Origin of the sequence: Odoribacter splanchnicus DSM 20712, from assembly GCF_000190535.1 — a bacterium.
In the GTDB taxonomy this organism is placed as follows: Bacteria; Bacteroidota; Bacteroidia; order Bacteroidales; family Marinifilaceae; genus Odoribacter; species Odoribacter splanchnicus.
Genome location: NC_015160.1, coordinates 3046176 through 3065227, shown reverse-complemented (window position 1 = coordinate 3065227; position 19052 = coordinate 3046176). Strand labels below are relative to the sequence as shown.

The 19052-nt window shown below is 44.4% G+C and carries 16 protein-coding genes and 2 riboswitches; of the genes, 13 read left to right on the top strand and 3 right to left on the bottom strand.

Annotated features, from left to right (window positions below; translation table 11 throughout):
• Positions 1–10: 10 nt before the first annotated feature.
• From lepA to ODOSP_RS12820, 4 genes are read left to right on the top strand one after another with little or no spacing between them, the layout of a single operon-like run.
• Positions 11–1798: a translation elongation factor 4 gene (lepA, locus tag ODOSP_RS12835; RefSeq protein ID WP_013612729.1), complete on the top strand. Its 1788-nt coding sequence runs from the start codon at positions 11–13 to the stop codon at positions 1796–1798.
• A gap of 10 nt (positions 1799–1808) precedes the next feature.
• Positions 1809–2375, top strand: a complete 567-nt coding sequence (nadD, locus tag ODOSP_RS12830) for a nicotinate (nicotinamide) nucleotide adenylyltransferase (RefSeq protein ID WP_013612728.1) — start codon at positions 1809–1811, stop codon at positions 2373–2375.
• A complete protein-coding gene (locus tag ODOSP_RS12825) occupies positions 2372–3355 on the top strand; it encodes a hypothetical protein (RefSeq protein ID WP_013612727.1) in 984 nt (327 codons plus the stop codon). The genes nadD and ODOSP_RS12825 overlap by 4 nt, the downstream gene beginning before the upstream one ends.
• Positions 3356–3361: 6 nt before the next feature.
• Positions 3362–3922 (top strand): epoxyqueuosine reductase QueH, encoded by a 561-nt coding sequence (locus ODOSP_RS12820; protein ID WP_013612726.1) that lies wholly within the window; start codon positions 3362–3364, stop codon positions 3920–3922.
• A 353-nt stretch (positions 3923–4275) separates the two neighbouring features.
• Positions 4276–4478: riboswitch (cobalamin riboswitch) on the bottom strand.
• A gap of 33 nt (positions 4479–4511) precedes the next feature.
• Here ODOSP_RS12820 and pafA read toward each other — a convergent pair.
• Entirely contained in the window at positions 4512–6158 is a 1647-nt protein-coding gene (gene pafA / locus ODOSP_RS12810; RefSeq protein ID WP_013612724.1) for an alkaline phosphatase PafA, read from the bottom strand.
• 156 nt (positions 6159–6314) lie between these two features.
• On the opposite strand from pafA, the gene ODOSP_RS12805 reads away from it, so the two are divergent.
• From ODOSP_RS12805 to ODOSP_RS12765, 9 genes are all read left to right on the top strand, one after another.
• Positions 6315–7094 (top strand): threonine/serine exporter family protein, encoded by a 780-nt coding sequence (locus tag ODOSP_RS12805; protein WP_013612723.1) that lies wholly within the window; start codon positions 6315–6317, stop codon positions 7092–7094.
• Positions 7095–7110: 16 nt separating this feature from the next.
• The gene (locus tag ODOSP_RS12800) at positions 7111–7623 is read left to right on the top strand and encodes a threonine/serine exporter family protein (RefSeq protein ID WP_013612722.1); all 513 of its coding nucleotides are present in this window, start codon (positions 7111–7113) and stop codon (positions 7621–7623) included.
• A 24-nt stretch (positions 7624–7647) separates the two neighbouring features.
• Positions 7648–8547 (top strand): cation diffusion facilitator family transporter, encoded by a 900-nt coding sequence (locus tag ODOSP_RS12795; RefSeq protein WP_013612721.1) that lies wholly within the window; start codon positions 7648–7650, stop codon positions 8545–8547.
• A gap of 74 nt (positions 8548–8621) precedes the next feature.
• The gene (locus ODOSP_RS12790; protein ID WP_013612720.1) at positions 8622–9575 is read left to right on the top strand and encodes a tetratricopeptide repeat protein; all 954 of its coding nucleotides are present in this window, start codon (positions 8622–8624) and stop codon (positions 9573–9575) included.
• 51 nt (positions 9576–9626) lie between these two features.
• Positions 9627–10481, top strand: coding sequence for a PepSY-like domain-containing protein (locus ODOSP_RS12785; protein ID WP_013612719.1), 855 nt, complete (start codon positions 9627–9629; stop codon positions 10479–10481).
• Positions 10482–10545: 64 nt separating this feature from the next.
• Positions 10546–11025, top strand: coding sequence for a C-GCAxxG-C-C family protein (locus tag ODOSP_RS12780; protein ID WP_013612718.1), 480 nt, complete (start codon positions 10546–10548; stop codon positions 11023–11025).
• Between the two features lie 241 nt (positions 11026–11266).
• Positions 11267–11463, top strand: a riboswitch (cobalamin riboswitch).
• A gap of 98 nt (positions 11464–11561) precedes the next feature.
• The gene (locus ODOSP_RS12775) at positions 11562–13769 is read left to right on the top strand and encodes an anaerobic ribonucleoside triphosphate reductase (RefSeq protein ID WP_013612717.1); all 2208 of its coding nucleotides are present in this window, start codon (positions 11562–11564) and stop codon (positions 13767–13769) included.
• Between the two features lie 7 nt (positions 13770–13776).
• On the top strand, positions 13777–14292 hold the full coding sequence (nrdG, locus tag ODOSP_RS12770; protein ID WP_013612716.1) for an anaerobic ribonucleoside-triphosphate reductase activating protein: 516 nt from the start codon (positions 13777–13779) through the stop codon (positions 14290–14292).
• 208 nt (positions 14293–14500) lie between these two features.
• On the top strand, positions 14501–15412 hold the full coding sequence (locus ODOSP_RS12765; protein WP_013612714.1) for a YitT family protein: 912 nt from the start codon (positions 14501–14503) through the stop codon (positions 15410–15412).
• A gap of 106 nt (positions 15413–15518) precedes the next feature.
• Here the strand turns inward: ODOSP_RS12765 and ODOSP_RS12760 are convergent, their stop codons facing one another.
• Both ODOSP_RS12760 and ODOSP_RS12755 read right to left on the bottom strand, forming a co-directional pair.
• Positions 15519–15815 carry a PG0541 family transporter-associated protein gene (locus tag ODOSP_RS12760; RefSeq protein WP_013612713.1) on the bottom strand — a complete coding sequence of 99 codons (297 nt, stop codon included), beginning with the start codon at positions 15813–15815 and terminating at the stop codon, positions 15519–15521.
• Between the two features lie 72 nt (positions 15816–15887).
• Positions 15888–19043: an efflux RND transporter permease subunit gene (locus ODOSP_RS12755; protein WP_013612712.1), complete on the bottom strand. Its 3156-nt coding sequence runs from the start codon at positions 19041–19043 to the stop codon at positions 15888–15890.
• Positions 19044–19052: the final 9 nt, after the last annotated feature.

The following is a 19052-nucleotide window of genomic DNA, read 5'->3' as shown; positions in this document are numbered from 1 at the left end:
GAATTGATTCATGGAAAACATCCGCAATTTCTGTATTATAGCGCATATTGATCACGGGAAGAGTACATTGGCCGATCGTTTGTTGGAATATACCGGGACGGTAACCGGTAAAGATTTACAGGCGCAGGTACTCGATGATATGGACCTCGAAAGGGAGCGTGGGATCACGATCAAGAGCCATGCCATTCAGATGGATTATCATTTTGAAGGGAAGAAATACGTTTTGAATCTGATCGATACTCCGGGACATGTCGATTTTTCGTATGAAGTATCGCGTTCTATTGCAGCATGTGAAGGAGCTTTACTGATCGTCGATGCTACTCAGGGAATACAGGCTCAGACGATTTCCAATCTTTACCTGGCCGTAGAGAACAACCTCGAAATTATTCCTGTATTGAATAAGATGGACATGCCGAATGCTATGCCGGAAGAGGTGAAAGATCAGATTGTGGAATTGATCGGATGTAAACGCGAGGATATTATCGAGGCCAGTGGAAAGACCGGGTTGGGGGTAGAGCAAATTTTGCAGGCGATTGTCGAGCGGGTACCGCATCCCGAAGGTTTTCCGAATCAGCCCTTACAGGCTTTGATCTTCGACTCCGAATTCAATTCTTTCCGGGGAATCATTACTTATTGCCGTATTGTAAACGGGAGTTTGCGCACCGGAGATGTGGTGAAATTCGTTAACACCGGGAAAGAATATACAGCCGACGAGATCGGTGTACTCCGTTTAAAACCCGAGCCACGGCAAGTGCTCGAGACCGGTGATGTGGGATATATTATTTCAGGTATCAAAACTTCCTCCGAGGTAAAAGTCGGAGATACGATCACTCATGTCGACGAACCTTGTGATGTTGCCATCGATGGTTTCGAAGAAGTGAAACCCATGGTATTTGCCGGGATTTATCCTATTGATTCGGAAGATTACGAAGATTTGAGGGCTTCGATAGAGAAATTGCAATTGAACGATGCATCGCTGACTTTCGAACCTGAATCTTCGGCAGCCTTGGGATTCGGTTTCCGTTGCGGATTTTTGGGAATGCTCCATATGGAGATCGTTCAGGAACGTCTGGACCGGGAATTCGATATGAATGTGATTACCACGGTTCCGAATGTGATGTATATCGCTCATACCACCAAAGGCGAGGTCTATGAGATGCACAATCCTTCGGATATGCCTTCTGCCAGCACGTTGGATTTTATAGAGGAACCGTTTATCCGTGCCCAGATTATTACTCCGGCCGATTATATCGGTCCGATTATGACCTTGTGTCTTGGGAAACGGGGGATTTTGATCAACCAGCAATATCATACCGGTAACCGGATAGAGATCACCTATGAAATGCCCTTAGGAGAGATTGTGTTCGATTTTTACGATAAATTGAAAAGTATAACGAAAGGATATGCTTCGTTCGATTATTATCAGATCGGATATCGGCGGGCAAATCTGGTGAAACTGGATATTTTATTAAACGGAGAGTCCGTCGATGCACTGTCGGCATTGATTCATTTCGATAATGCCTATGGTTTCGGGCGTCGCATTTGTGAGAAGCTCAAAGAACTGATACCGCGTCAACAGTTCGATATCGCCGTACAGGCAGCGATCGGAGCTAAAGTCATCGCCCGGGAGACAATCAAAGCAGTGCGTAAAGACGTGACGGCCAAATGTTATGGGGGGGATATTTCCCGGAAAAGAAAATTGCTGGAAAAGCAGAAAAAAGGAAAGAAGCGGATGAAACAGATCGGAAATGTCGAAGTTCCTCAAAAAGCTTTCCTGGCTGTGTTGAAGTTAGATTAAAGTGAAAGGAATGACAGGCTTATTCTTCGGGTCTTTTAACCCGATTCACAATGGTCATCTGAAGATCGCACAGTATTTGTTGTACAAAGGATATTGTCAGCGGATTTGGTTTGTCGTTTCGCCTCATAATCCATTGAAAAGCGATCGTTCTTTATTGGATGAGCAAAAAAGATTGGAAATTGTGAAAGCTGCGATCCGTGGGGATGAAAGGATGCAGGCATGTGATGTCGAGTTCGGTTTGCCTAAGCCTTCCTACACTTATGCCACTTTGCAGCTGTTGAAAAAAAAATGGCCGGAGGAAGAGTTTGCTTTGATCATCGGAGAGGATAACCTGAGAGATTTTCATAAATGGCGGAATGCTAAAGAAATTGTGGAAAATTACCGTATATTGGTTTATCCTCGTAAAGGAGAGGGGGTATCCGCTTCGATGTGGGAAAATCTATTTCTGATAGACGCACCTCTTGCCGATGTTTCTTCGACGGAAATCCGGGAGATGCTCGGAGAAGGGCAGGATATTTCACCTTATGTGCCTCAGCCGGCTTTGCCTTTGATCCTGAATTATTATTCCGTAAAATGAAAATCCTGTTTTGTCTATTATTATGGGGGACAATCTCTTCAGGTGTTTATGCACAACGGGTGCTTCCTGCAAAAAGTAAAGAACAGAAGAGAACAGAAAAACAGATAGAAAAGAAAGAAAATTCTCTCCGGCAGAAAGATACCGAGTTGCGGTGGGATCCCCGCCGATTACCTTCAAAGAGTAAAGGTTTTCCGGAAATCTCTGCCTGGCATACCGGGACAGCAGGTATTGTCGCTTCGGATGCAGCAGAAATCAGTCTTTTTAATCCCACACGGATCGGTTTCTCAAAACGTACGGAAATCCTTTTTCGGATAGCTGAGGAACCTTTTTTACCTAATATCGGGTTGAAACACCGTTGGTGGGGGAACAGGCGTTTTGCCTGGGCTACAGCACATACGTTGTATTATTCTTATCCCGGTTTGAAGATATTGCAGTCGACCGGTTTTAAAGAACTGGTTCCGGATTCGGTACAGGTGGCCCAGGGGATGGCTATGCGGCATGAAATATTGTTTTCCTGGTTATTGAATCCGCAAGTATGGGGATGTCCCGATCCTTCGGCCGAAAAAATACTGACCCTGCATGCGGGCATAGAGGGTTATGTCGGGTTCGGGAATAACGAAGTAATGCCGTTCGATTATGCCCACACCTTGTATCATACTCAGTTGCTCGACGGTAAAGTGCTTTATTATGGAGGATTGCAGTTTGATTCTTATTGGGGACACCGGTTTCATTATAGTTTAAACGGCCTTTTTTATAGTGTTGATTTCACAAAAGCATATGCTGTAGAAGGAAATTTGCGTCTTACTTATTATGTGTCAAGGCACTTCGGGCTCTCAGCTGTTTGTAAAATTCCCTATATCAGGATAAATGAAAAATCCGGATGGACTTATGTTCCTTTACTCGATTTGACCTATCTGATACATCCCGGACGTACAGTGATCAGACATGGCTTATATAAAAACAAAAGACGACAAAGATAGATCAAAATGGAAAATGTATTGTTGCATAGTTGTTGTGCCCCTTGTTCGGCTGCTATCGTCGAATGGATGCTAGCTCAGGATATCCGTCCGACTTTGTATTATTTCAACCCCAATATCTTTCCACAGGAAGAATACGAAATCCGGAAATCCGAATGCAGTCGTTATGCACAAAAATTAGGTTTGGAGATTATCGACGGGGATTATGATCATACAGCCTGGTTGAGTGACGTGGCGGGCTTGGAGGATGAACCCGAACGGGGAAAGCGATGTCTGCAGTGTTTCAAAATACGGTTGCTGGCCACGGCAAAATTGGCTGATGAAAGAGGCTTTCGTTTGTTTACTACTACACTGGCCTCTTCGCGATGGAAGAGCCTTCAACAAATCACCGAAGCCGGGAAATGGGCTGCGGCTCGCTTTGAAGGTCTGGAATTTTGGGAAAAGAACTGGCGTAAAGGTGGTTTAAGCGAACGCCGTAAGATACTTTTGGCCGAAAATGGTTTTTATAATCAGCAATATTGTGGGTGTGAATTCTCCTTCAGAAAGCCCCAAAATAACGATTTACCTTAATATAGGGATACCAAAACAGGCGGAATACCTAGAATCGGGGATTTCCGGGTCTATTTAGCCGGCCTATCTTTGTGTCATCAGAATTTTGTCACGTTTTATTGATTAATAGTTGCGAAAGTCACAGGTAAAGCCGGCCTGTGACTTTTTTTGCCAGAAAAGCTCCGCTCCGAAAAGACATAAAAAAAAACACCGGCAGGATGCGACTGGCGGATCCTTCAAATAAAAACCCTGTATCTTTCGTATTGTGGCCACATCATACAATACTTCCGCATACACCATTTTTATCTCCGGTGTTTTTAACAGTACAGTAAATATATATGTGCAGGTGTCCCACTCTAAATCCTCGAGAGTAAAGACGTTTGCTGTTACTGGCAGGTCTTCTGACTTGCTTCTCTCCGGACGCCTTCCCGTCGTACATATTGCAGACAGTGGCAGGAGTATTGTCCGGATCTGGTTATGAAGCTTACAGCAGCGGGACTGTCCGGGATTTTCACCCGATTCCCTTTTATTTCTTGTACCGGATGATAACAAGAAAACCAGTATGGAACAAAGATAACAAAAAAATGAAATGCTAATCCAAGTTTTTTTATTATTTTAATATTTCCGGAATGGGTTGGCCTATACAACCATTAGGGGCTTGTATGTGCAATAATGCTGCTATAGTCGGGGCTATGTCTGTCAGCCCGACAAGGCGCCGGGTTGCTCCTTGCCGGATTCCCCAACCCATGAAAAGCAGGGGAACATGAGTGTCATAAGAATGCCATGTCCCGTGAGTAGTTCCCTGCGGGGTAGGCGTCCCGCTTTCATACCAGCCTGGTTTGACGATGATTTGTATTGCTCCGCTGCGTTCCCGGCAATATCCGTTGATGATTTTTTCTCTGATACCTGTAGGGAGTGTAGAAATTGCGACTTTTTCCATATCTACGGCATAGGCTATGCCTTCCAGATTGTTTAGATAATCCAGGACGGCCGACTTTACGGTTTCATACGCTAGCCTGAACCGGGAAATAAGCTGACGGTCCAGATGGACCTGATAGTTATCCAGGCTATAAACCAGGCCTTGAACGGCGAAACGATTGTTCAAGGTACTGTCCAACCGATGTAAGACCTTTTGATATAACCAGCTGTCGGAAGGGATCCGGTGGGATTGTAAAAAGCCGACATTATGGGCTGCTGCATGATCGGCTGTCAGAAAAACGGTATAATGATCCCGGCCGATTTTCTCGTCGAGAAACTCAAAGAACAGACCGAGATCCTGATCTAACCGGAGATAGGTGTCTTCGGTCTCGATGGCATTCGTACCGAATTGATGACCGATATAATCTGTAGCCGAAAGACTGACAGCAAGAAAATCGGTTTCTTCACGCTGGCCCATTTCCTCTTTTTCGACAGCTGTTTTCGCCATTTCCAAAGTGAAGGTATTTCCGTAAGGAGTTTGGCGGATCATACTATATCCATTTGTCTTCAATAATTTGGAAGTCGGAATAGGAAAAACAGGTTTTTCTCCTTTTATGAATGGGGCTTCATAAGGAGTATCGTCTTTTGTACTTTGTTTATATGTCCCGATAGGATACAACGTATTCCAGTCTTGTTGCAATAGTTGGGAGGCTCGGTCCCGGGCATTGAAATCTTCGACCCAGCGGGGTAATTTATCGGTGTAATAACTACTTGTAATCCATTTGCCGGAATCGTAGTCGAACCAGTAAGCGGCATTTGCCGTGTGTCCTGCCGGTAGAATAGCGGCCCGGTCTTTGAGAGCGATCCCGATAACTTTAGAATGGAAATTTGTACCCAGACGTAATTCGTCGGTGATTGTCGTTACCCATAAATTCCGGGGTGACATCCGGCCGGCTTGTGAGTCGCTACCGACACATTCGACTGTCGGATCGGCTGTACAGTATAACTTTTTCTTTTCCTTTTCAATATAGAAATCATTGGCTGCAATACCGGTCACCGAGGGAACAGAACCGGTGTAAATGCAGGTATGCCCGACGGCTGTGAAAGCCGGTAAATAATTCAATTGAGTGTTTTCACATGTAAACCCTTCTTTCAGCAAGCGTTTGAATCCACGGTCTCCATAACGGTCGTAATAACGGTAGAGGTAATCCCAGCGCATTTGGTCGACTACGATGCCTACTACTAATTTGGGACGCGGAAGAGAAGATTCGGCCGGTTCTGCCCCGAGGGACAGCGAAGTGAGAATGAGGATCAAACCATAAAAAAACTTTATTTTCATAACAGTAAATGTGAATTTTATTTGCAGCAAGATTACCCGAAAATTGTTTCAAACAGATTACGATTTTGCTACAATCGGATGTATTGTTCGGATTCCGGGTTGCATAAACAAGGGGGTTTTTCTAATTTTGCCATTCCAAAATTTAATTCTTCCCTTATGACGAACGCTGATACCGATATTCAGGAACTTTCTAATTTTTTACTTGATTTCGCTACGACTTTGATGGGTGTGGGGAGCCATACTTCGCGGGTAGTAAGGAATGTAAATCGCATTGCCGAGTCGTTCGGTTATGGGGTGGATATGACTATTTTTCAGCGTAATATAACCATGACCGTAAAACATGCCGACGATTATTCTATCCGGCGCACTTATGTAAGGCGTATCCCGGCTTTGGCATTGAATTTCAGGACGATATCCGATTTGAGCTCGTTGAGTTGGGAAGCCTATGATCATGATTTGCCTTTGGACGAATTGAAAAAACGTTATGCCGTAATTACGACGCAACCCCGTATGTCGCGTTGGGTAGTGTTGATTTTGGTGGCTTTTGCCAATGCTGCTTTTTGCCGTTTGTTCGGTGGAGACTGGATCGCTATGGGATTAGTGTGGATGGCTACTTTGACCGGTTTTTTTGTCAGGCAGGAATTGACGGTCCGTAAGGTCAATCATATGTTGATATTTATTGTTTGTTCATTTGTGGCTTCTCTGGTTGCGGCGCTCGGTGTGTATTCTGATTGGGGTACCACTCAGGATGTCGCTTTAGGTACGAGTGTACTTTTTTTAATCCCCGGAGTTCCTTTAATCAATTCTATCCTGGATATCCTGGAAGGGCATGTCCTGATCGGTTTTTCCAGGGCGATCAATGCCGCTATCTTGATTATATGTATTGCCTTAGGGTTGTCGATGACTTTGCTGATCCTGGGAAAAGAAGTGTTGTAATTTAGAAATGATAAATATGAATACTGAATTTGGGTTGTCGGTCTTGTTCGACGGTTTTTTAGCTGCAATTGCCGCTATCGGTTTTGCTGTGATTTCGAATCCTCCGAAAAAAGCGGTCTTTATAGCAGCTTTATTGGCAGCGGTTGGGCATGCTTGTCGCTACTACCTTCTCCATCAGACTCCTTTGGATCTTACTTCTTCTACCCTGATCGCTGCTTTTACGATTGGGATGGGAAGCATGTGGTTCGCCAAATTGATTCATTGTCCGGCCGAGGTATTCTCTTTCCCTTCTCTCTTGCCTATGATTCCGGGTATGTATGCTTATAAAACAATTTTAGCTCTGATTCGTTTTATGAAAAATGACGACCCGCTGGTGTTGCAACAGTTGATCGTAGAAATTTTCCGGAATGGCTTGACGGCTTTATTCGTACTGTTTGCTTTGGTCATCGGAGTTTCGCTGCCCTTGTTTATATTTTATAAACAATCTTTTATGATGACCCGCCTTTTGCATCGGAAAAAGTCGGCTTGAAGAAACAAATTTAAATCGAAAAATATGTCACACGACCATCATGACCACCGATCCCTTGGGATTACTTCGCTGAATAAAGCTTTTGTCATAGGTATTGTTTTAAATGCCGGATTTGTCGTTGCCGAATTTATTGCCGGTTTTTGGTATAATTCATTGGGATTGATTTCGGATGCCGGGCATAATCTGGGAGATGTGTTCAGTTTGGTATTGGCCATGCTGGCTTTTCGTCTGGCTAAAGTGAGTCCGACTTTGAGATATACTTACGGTTATAAGAAAAGTACGATTCTGGTTTCTCTGCTGAATGCAGTTATTTTGTTGGTCGCTGTCGGATTTATTTTGGGGGAGAGTATAGATAAATTATTCCATCCTCGTCCGGTAGATGGAGATGCCGTGGCGTGGGTAGCCGGAGTCGGAGTGTTGGTCAATGCGCTGACTGCCTGGTTGTTTGTGAAAGACAAAGAAAAAGATCTGAATGTAAAAGGGGCCTATTTGCATATGGCTGCCGACGCATTGGTTTCTGTCGGGGTAGTTGTCTCGGGAATTGTTATTCAGCATACCGGCTGGTATATGATGGACCCGTTGACCGGCATACTGATCGCTCTTTTTATCGTCTATTCCACCTGGGGATTATTGCGCGATAGTCTTCGTTTGTCGTTGGACGGGGTGCCTCAGGGAATCAGCTATGACCGGATCGGGCAGATTATTTCAACTACTCCCGGGGTGGATAGTTTCCATCACATGCATATCTGGGGGTTGAGTACGACAGAAATTGCTCTGACTGCGCATATCGTCGTTGCAGATATGGTAGAAATGGAACAGATAAAAAGTGAACTAAAATGCCGGTTACAGAAGGCCGGCATCGGACATGCTACTTTAGAATTGGAGCTGCCCGGACAACCTTGTCAAAAGGAACCCTGTCATTAAATCTATTTTTGCTGGCAGGAAATATAAAAATGCTTAATTTTGTCGATGAAATGGTGATTAAACGCTGAATCGATATGGCTAATTTTCTGAAATCTTTATTCTTCGGAGAAACAGATGAATCCGAAGAGACTAAATTGAACCGCAATTTCGATGTATTGAAATACGATGGTATCAAAGCATTGAAGATCGGTAAGAATACTTATGCTATCCGTTGTTTCAATGAAGCATTGAAATTGAAAGAGGATGTGGAAGTACTCGAACATTTGGTCGGGGCCTATAACCGCGAAGATCGGATGGAAGAAGCGATAGAAACGGCAGGACGTTTGGTCGATATCGAGCCTGATAATATTCCTGTCTTGTTAATGAGGGCCAACCTGAATTTTATGGCTGAAAAATATGAAGCGGCCATTGCCGATTGTAACCGGGTAATTGCTTTGGATGCAACCAATGCTTCGGCTTATTATCTGGCTGCGAAGGCTAAAAAAGCTGCTGGCGATGTATTGGGAACGATCGTCTCTTTGTCTCAGGCGATTACGATAAAGGAGGATTTTGCCGAAGCATTGTTGCTGAGGGCAGAGATGATGCTGTCTACTCGGGATTATAAAGATGGATTACAGGATATCGAAAAGGTGATCGGTTTGATGCCCGAAGAAGAAAACGCTTTTTTGATCCGGGGGCGTCTGCATGAAGCTTTGGGTGACGATCAGGCTGCAGAGCAGGATTATGAAGTGGTGACCGGGCTGAATCCTTTTAACGAACAAGCGTATCTGCAACTGGGAACGCTTTATATTGCCCGTGAACAACCGGATAAGGCCATCGAACTATTCGATGAAGCGATAGAATTGAAACCGGAATTTGCGCGTGCTTACAGTGAGCGGGGACGGGCAAAACTGATGAAAGGAGATAAAAACGGTTCTGTCGAAGATTTGAAAAAAGCACTCGAACTGAATCCCGAAGGAGAAGAAGCACAGAAAATAAACGGAAAGTTTTCTAACTTCGAAGACATGTATTCGAATCGGATTTTATAAGCTCGAACATTTTCTTTCTTTTTTCGTAAGGAATAGAAAAAACGAAAGAATATGAAAACGAGATTAATAGTTGTATTACTTGGATTTTTGGGTTCGGGTATGTTCGTTGCTTGCCGGGACGATGCTTCGGATAAAGATGACGATAGGCCGGGGAAAGCGGTAGAATTGGCTTTTCAGGCTAAATATCCGGGTGCTACCGGTGTAGAATGGGAATCTAAAGGAGTTTTCCGGGAGGCCGACTTTACCTTGAACGGACGTGAATATGAAGCCTGGTTCAATACCTCCGGGATCTGGTTGCAGGCAGAATATGCGGTCACTTATACCTCGGTTCCTGCTGCGATAAAAGATTTTATTGCCAATAGCATTGATTATCCTCCTACTTTATGGACGCCGGATGCGGCTACAGAAGTGCTCGAACGGAAAAATTATCCCGATTGGTATGCGGTGGAATTGGAGAACGGGGCGAATGAGGTGACGATTTGGGCTGATGCCGAAGCTTATCTGCACCGGGCAGTCGTTGAAGATTATAGTGGAAACGATATTCCTCAGACGATTCTTACTTTTGTTACTCAAAATTATAGGCAGGCTTTACTGACTGAAGTCGGGAAATGGTCCGACGGGGCATATCAGGCGAATATGCTGGACGGCAACGAAGCTAAACAAATCTATTTCGATCGCTCGATGAACTGGCAGTATACAGAATGGCCGGTATTGTTTTCCGAAGTCCCTGCGGTGGTGAAAGAAGTCCTGAATAGTACCGCTTATGAAAACTATACCGTACGGAGCGTCGACTATCGGCAATTCCCTCAGGGAGATCGGTATCATTTTGTTTTGACCCCTAAACAACAACCGGGACTCGATATGGCTTTGGATATAGATTTGCAAGGGAATATTATTACGCAATAGAAGAAATAGATTTCCTATTCTCACGGTCTTTCGTTACTTTTGCCGGACATTAAAAAATAGGATGATGGAAGACCGGATACAGCGTGCCGTCGAATTATTCCGGCAAGGCTACAATTGTTCACAGTCGGTATGTGCTGCTTTTGCAGACGAGTATGGTTATACTTTCGAACAGGCATTACGGATGTCGGCTTCGTTCGGTGGAGGGATCGGTCGGATGAGAATGACTTGCGGTGCTGCTTGCGGAATGTTTATATTGGCAGGCCTCGAAACAGGTTGTGTAGAGGGAAAAGATAGGGAAGGGAAAGAAGCGAATTATAGACTGGTACAACAATTGGCAGAGAAATTTGTGAAGCGTAACGGTTCGTTGATCTGCGGTGAATTGTTGGGGGTGACTCCCCCAAGAATCGGGTTCGATCCGGTGCCTGAAGCCCGGACACCCGAATATTATAAAAAACGTCCTTGTCTCAAAACAGTGGAAGAAGCAGCCCGAATTTGGGTGGAATATCTACAAAATGAAAAATCAAAAGTAAAAGACGAAGAATAAAATATCAATGCTGAAAAATATTAACTCGATTAATTTTTGGATTTTTATTTTGGAAAACTTTTAAATGTTTGATTGCTTGATGATTTGAATTTTGTTTTGTAGTTATATGTTGATTATCAATAGTTTGAATGTGCCGGATTCTAGATTAAAAGATTTGTATTGGAAAACTTTGATAATCTGTTACTTTGAAAAAATGTCAGAAAAGTTTCTGAAAATATTTTTCTCTTCGTAAAAAACTTTCTATTTTTGTCTTGATTTCGGTTCTTATCCTAGCGTAGGGATGAGATGAAAAGGGAATCGGGTGAGAATCCCGGACAGTCCCGCTGCTGTAAGCTCCGTAGAGCGGTTTAAACCCGAGAAGAACCACTGCCGTTATTGGCGGGAAGGTTGTTTAAACCGGGAGTAAGTCAGAAGACCTGCCGTAATTATTGTTTTCTGAGGCTTTCGAGGAAAGGCCGGAAAGAAGGATTCGCTTGTCTTTTTTTTGTCCTCTCCTTGCCTTATGAGTTATCGGTTTATGATTAAAAAGTAAAATAATGATTCAGACTGTATTGAAAAGAGATGGCCGTGTAGTTGGCTTTAATGAGGAGAAAATCGTTGCTGCAGTGAGAAGAGCGATGCTGCATACCGATAAAGGAGAAGATATGCAATTGGCACATGAAATTGCCGATCGTATCGCTTGCCGGGGACAGGAGCAGATGAGTGTCGAAGATATTCAAAACTGTGTGGAAATCGAATTGATGAAGAGCCGCCGTAAAGATGTGGCTCAATTATATATTGCTTACCGGAATCAGCGTAGTGTGGCCCGTAAAGCGAAAACCCGGGATATTTTTTTGGAAATCATAGAGACGAAATCGAATGAGGTGACCCGGGAAAATGCCAATATGAATGCGGATACGCCTGCCGGGATGATGATGAAATTTTCCAGTGAAACGACAAAGCCGTTTGTCGACGATTATTTGTTGGTAGAAGAAGTAAAAAATGCCGTTCGGCAAGGATATCTGCACATACACGATAAAGATTATTATCCGACCAAAAGTCTCACCTGCGTACAGCATCCCTTGGATAAGATCCTGAAAAACGGATTCTATGTCGGTCATGGTGAATCCCGTCCGGCAAAACGGATCGAGACGGCTAGCATCCTCGGTTGCATTTCGCTCGAGACGGCTCAGAATGAAATGCATGGCGGACAGGCGATTCCGGCTTTTGATTTTTATCTGGCACCTTATGTGCGGAATAGTTTTATCGAAGAGGTGAAAGTATTGGAAGAGATTACCGGCGAAGATTACAAACACCTGTACCATTTTCCCATCAAAGATTATGTCCGGATTGAGCTGGACGGTTTGAGCGGGGATGAGCGGGTTTTACAACATGCGATCAACCGGACGGTAAGTCGTGTACATCAGTCTATGGAGGCTTTTATCCATAATATGAATACCATTCATAGCCGGGGAGGCAATCAGGTTGTTTTCAGTTCTGTCAATTACGGTACGGATACTTCTGCCGAAGGCCGTTGTATTATTCGGGAAATGCTGACCTCTACCTATCGGGGAGTGGGAAGCGGAGGTACGGCTATCTTTCCGATTCAGATCTGGAAAAAGAAACGGGGCGTGAATTATTTACCTCAGGATCCCAATTACGACTTATATGTTTTTGCTTGTAAAGTCAGTGCCCGGCGTTTTTTTCCCAACTTCATCAACCTGGACGCTACTTTTAACCGGCATGAATTGTGGAAAGCCGACGATCCGGAGCGTTTTCGCTATGAGACGGCTACCATGGGATGCCGGACCCGGGTTTTTGAAAACCGCTTCGGAGAGAAGACTTCCATCGGTAGGGGAAATCTTTCTTTCTCGACGATAAACATTGTACGTCTGGCTATCGAATGTATGGATATTTCCGAACGGGAAGAAAGAATCCGGACATTTTTCTCGAAATTGGACGAACTCCTTGAGTTGACGGCTTTGCAATTACATCGTCGGTTTGAGTTTCAGAAAACTGCCCGGGCAAAGCAATTCCCTCTCTTAATGAGTTCTCTGTGGGTAGGAACGGAGAAGTTGAAACCTGAAGATACGATAGAGAGTGTTATAAATCAAGGGACACTGGGGATCGGTTTTATCGGTTTGGCCGAATGTTTGGTCGCGTTGACAGGTAAGCACCATGCAGAAGATCCGGCTGCACAGCAGTTAGGGATCCGAATTATAACCCGTTTCCGGGATAAAGCGAATGAATTTTCGGAGCGCTGGCAGCACAATTATAGTGTATTGGCTACTCCTGCCGAAGGATTGAGCGGGAGATTCACTCAGAAGGATAAAAAGAGTTTCGGAATCATCCCGGGAGTGACCGACCGGGAATATTACACGAACTCGAATCATGTGCCTGTCTATTATCGATGCAGTGCCCGGCATAAAGCAGAAATAGAAGCTCCTTACCATGATCTGACCCGCGGAGGGCATATCTTCTATGTAGAGATCGATGGAGATGCAACCCACAATCCGGATGCGATTATGTCGGTGGTAGACATGATGGACCGCTATAATATGGGGTATTGTTCTGTCAATCACAACCGTAACCGCTGTATGGATTGTGGACATGAAGACGCGACCGACGGTTTGGAAGAATGCCCCAATTGCGGAGGACATCATATCGATCGCCTGCAACGGATTACCGGATATCTGGTCGGTACGACAAATCGCTGGAATCAGGCGAAACTGGCTGAATTGAATGATCGGGTCAGACATAATTAGTTTAGCGATGAACCTGTTTTTATTGGATATTATCGAAGATACCGTGGTAGATGGTCCGGGATTCCGGACCTCTCTCTATGCGGCAGGATGCCGGCATCATTGCCCCGGTTGTCATAATCCCCAATCCTGGGAACGTGAGCATGGGCATGCGGTCGGAGTAGAAGAGGTGGCCGAACGCTTGCTGACCGATCCTTTTTCAAATATTACTTTTAGTGGGGGAGACCCTTTGGAGCAAGTCGAAGCATTTACTGAATTGGCTAAGTTGATTAAAAACAAAAGCAAAAAGAATATTTGGTGTTATACCGGTTATCGCTACGAAGAGGTGTGCCGGTCTGCCCGGTTGGCACAAATCTTGCCTTATATCGATGTTTTGGTAGATGGACGTTTTAATCAGCATTTGCGGGATACCGATTTGCTTTTCAGGGGAAGTAGCAATCAACGGCTGATCGATGTTCCTGAATCCCTCTTGAAAGGGAAAATACAACTTTACGATTACTCACCTTATCCTGTTATTGCCGTATAGGGCTTCAATCGTTTTCAATGCGATTTCCTGTTTTTGTATAAATATGCTCTTTCTTGTATAAATATGCCTGTGTCTTGTTGTTTAATAGATTGATATACAGATATAAACAAAACATGTTGAAAATATTTTATGCCAAGAAAATGCCGAAAACAATTCGTAATTTTGGCGGCGTTAAATCATAAATCAAAATCATAAATCTAAAGTCAATATGGGATTTGTTACGAAAGAGAAATTTCTCTCTAAAGATTTTTTTATAACCTATGCCTGGTTGTTGGGCGGATGTTTTGTTTTTGCCCTGGGGGCGGTGATGTTTGCTGAGCCTTATGGGTTTGCTCCCGGAGGAACTTACGGATTGTCTATGGTATTTCACCATTTGTGGGGGTGGGAGACTGAAATTGCAGCCCTGTGTATGGACGTTCCTTTACTCTTGTTGGGAATTTACTTTTTGGGAGGTATGTTCGGGGTAAAAACCATTATCTGTACGTTCGCTATTCCGGCATTTATGCGTCTCATCCACTATTTATACGGCTATGATGCCTTGTTGGAGCCCGGTATTACGGATCGTACGTTACTGAACGAACAGTTGTTGTCCGCTATTTTCGGAGGAATTGTTTATGGTATCGGGATCGGTATGATCTTTAAGGCACGGGCAACTTCCGGAGGATCCGATATCATTTCTATGATTTTGAATAAATATACCCACATATCGCTTGGAACTTTGGTGATTATTGTCGACTGTACCATTACGTTGTCGACGGTTGTTGCTTTCGGTGACTGGCGTTTACCGATGTATTCCTGGATTATCGTATTTATCGAAGGAAAAGTGATCGATCTGGTAATCGACGGTGCTGCTGTACATAAGACCCTGATGATTGTCACTGATAAGTTAGATCCGGTGAAGGATGTCATTATCAAGGATATCAACCGGGGAGCAACCTTATTGCCGGCTGTCGGTATGTATCGGGGAGAAAGCCGCAATATGATCTACACCATCCTCACACGCCGTGAAATGATGATTTTACGGCATCGGATTGCAGAAATCGACCCCGAAGCCTTTATCAATGTAATCGATTCGAAAGAAATTCTGGGACGCGGCTTTAAACCGCTGAAAGAAAGTTGAAACTATTTTACTGCCACTTAGGCAGATTGTCGGTTGTGGTTAAGAAAGAGAATTTTTGAATAGGGTCTGTGCAGTTGCTTTGCGCAGACCCTATTGAGTTTTCGGATTAATACATATCGGTAATATCCCAGACAAAAGCCCGGATACCGTTTTCTTTGTTTACTTCATCCAACGCTTTGACGTATTTCAGAATCAGGGGCACCATTTCTTCTTCGACGATGGTAATGGTGGCGGAGTTCATTTCCGGCCAGGTATGAGATCCCATACGAGGTTCTCCGGTTTCTGTTCCTGCTCCGTTAACCAGAGGCCATTGTGTAAATCCTTTGATCTGTAATTGATCGAGGAGAAAAGCTACTCGCTCTGTCAGGGCTTGGTTGTATGTTATGAATACTGCTTTCTTCATATTTGATTTTGATTTTTGATTTACAATTTCAGACTTTAATATCGGTCTGAAACTGTAAATCTGCATTATCGATTACTTTTTGGGTAGATCTTTTTCAGGATCGAAGTCTTTCATAAATTTAAATTCTTTGGCCAGTGCCTTTTTCTTGTCACGGCTACCGCTTTTGTCCATAGCAGCGTATACGGCCGGGACGATGATCATCGTAATGATGGTGGAGAAAACCATACCACCGATTACTGCGATACCCATTGGCCGCCAGGTTTCGGAACCTTCACCTGCACTGATCGCCATCGGTACCATACCCAGAATCGTAGTCAAAGAGGTCATCAATACCGGACGCAGACGGGAACGACAAGCTTGTGCAATAGCATCGTACAAGCGAATACCTCTTTCACGCATCAGGTTGATAAAGTCGATCAACACAATACCGTTCTTCGTCACGATACCGACCAACATAATAGCACCCAAGGCAGCCACGATACTCAAGGTGGTGTTCGTGAGCAACAGGGCCAGAATTACTCCTGTGAATGCAAACGGAATGGCCAACATGATAATGAACGGCATCTTGAAAGATTCGAACTGAGCGGCCATCACAATGTATACCAACATCAGGGACAACAGTAACAGCCAGATCAAAGAACTGAAGGATTCCTGCTGGTCTTCGTAGTTACCACCGATGTAAAGACTGACATCCTGAGGTACATCTTCCAGATTGTCGATAATCTGTTGTGATGCCTGTGCGATATCTCCTAAAGCTACGCCAGCTGCCGGAGTGATAGACACTTTCAGGATACGCTGTTTGCTTTTACGCTCGATATTTGGCGGTGAGAAGTACTCTTTGATTTCACCCAATTCTTTCAGACGTATTTTTTCGCCGTGGCCGTCTATGATCAGGATATTTTCGATCTCCGTCAGAGAAGAACGGTATTTCTCATCCAGGCGGACGATGATGTCGTATTCTTCTCCGTCTTCTTTGAATTTACTGTTACGGAAACCGTAGATCCGGTTACGGACATAAGAACCGACTTCTGAAGTGGTCAAACCATGACGAGCCAGTTTATCCTGATCTAAAGCAATCTGGAGTTCGGCTTTATCGTCGTCCCGGCTGATTTTGATATCTTCGGCTCCCGGGATCTGACGGGCTTTCACTGCGATATCCTGAGCCAAACGGGTGGTTGTGTTGAAATCGTGACCCATAATTTCGATATCGACAGAGTTGCTACCCATAGAACCACCGCTGGATGAGGTACTGACTGTATATTGCAGTACATCCGGGAAACTCTTCAAGATAGAACGAACCTGGTCGGCAATGACGAAAATACTCCGTTCACGGTCTTTAATATCTACGGTACGTAAACGCATATTCAGGATATTGTTACCGGTACTGTTCATCATAGAAGCGAAGGAAGCTTCTTCTTCACTACCGTACGACAAGTTGATGATCGTAATTTCCGGTATATCTGCCCGGATCATTGAGTCGATCTGTAAAGCGACTCTTTTCGTCTCTTCTACCCGTTGACCGGATTGCATTTTTGCATATACAGTCATATTGCTCTGGTCGTTCTGCGGCATAAAGTCGGTTTTGATAAAACGCGTAAGGCTGCAAGACCCCAGGAAGATGGCAGTCATGAAACAAATGACGAATGTTTTATGATGCAGTACCCAACGGATCAGTCTTTCATAACCTGAATCCAGCCTATCCAATTGCCGGGATACGAAATTGTAAAAGCTGAACTTGCTGTTACTGGTCTTTTCCTGTATCCGCATTAATTGTGAACAAAGCATAGGAGTCAGAGAAATAGCCGTCAGTGTCGAGGTACATACGGTGATACAAACGATCCATCCCAACTGTTTGAACAAGATTCCGGTCATTCCGGTTACCAGGGTCAGCGGGAAGAACACAGCTACGGTTACCAGTGTGGTGACGATTACAGACAACCATACTTCATTCGTTCCGTATTTGGCTGCTTCACGTGGCCGGCTTCCCCGGTCGATATGTTTCGTTACGTTTTCCAACACTACGATGGCATCGTCTACCACCATACCGATTGCAATAGAGAGGGAGGACAGTGAAATTACGTTCAGAGACTCACCCGTTGCAAACAAATAGATGAAGGCGACAATCAGTGAGATCGGGATGGTCAGAGCAATGATAAAGGTGGCCCTCCATCGTCCTAAGAACAGAAATACGACCAATACCACAAAGATCGAAGCGTACATCAATGTTTCCTGCAGGTTGTTGATCGACTTTACGATAAAGTCCGAGTTATCCGAAATGATTTGGAAGTTGATGTCCGAAGGCAATTCTTTCATCGCCAATTCCAGTTGCTTTTTCGCTTCTTTAGCTACGGCAACGGCATTGGCGTCGGTTTGTTTGGTGATCATCAGTACACCGCCGCGTCCCCGGTTGATCGTTTGTTCCAGTGTGATGTCTTTGATCGTATCCCGCACGACAGCAACATCATGCAAATAGATGGTTTTATTATTTTGAGTGCCGAGTACGATATTTTTGATCTGGTCGCTTTCTGCGAACTCCCCTTCTACACGCAAGGCATAGTCCATCAGCCCCATTTTCACATTACCGGAAGAAACATCCTTGTTCTCTGCCAGAATTTTGTTACCGATCTGTTCGAGAGTCAGGTTGTAAGCATCCAGTTTATTCGGGTCTAAATCGACATAAACCACACGTTCCGGTGCTCCGGCAACGATCACAGAAGCTACACCGTCTACCCGGTTCAAACGGGTGATCAGTTTGTCATCCAGAATCTTGTCTATACCGGGATAAGATTGGTCGGCCGTGACGGCATAAATCAGGATCGGCATCATAGACGTGTTGAAACGCATAATGGTCGGTCGGTCGATATCGTCCGGCAAATTTTGCATTGCTTTATCGACAGCGTCACGTACGTCGTTGGATGCTTCGTCCAGATTGGCTTCCCATTCGAACTCCAGAGAGATTACTCCTAAGTTGTCATAGGACGTAGAGGTCATCTCTTTCAGATTATCTACGGAGTTCAATTGATCTTCCAGGATTTTGGTTACATTTTCCTCAATATCCGAAGCATTCGCTCCCGGATAAGTTGCCATCACTGTGAGGTAGGGCGGGTCCATCTTAGGGTATTGGTCCACCGGCAACTGTATATAAGAGGCAACACCTAATACCATAATGGCGATAAATACCATTAATGTGGAAATAGGCTTGTTGACCGCTGTATTGTATATACTCATATTCTTACT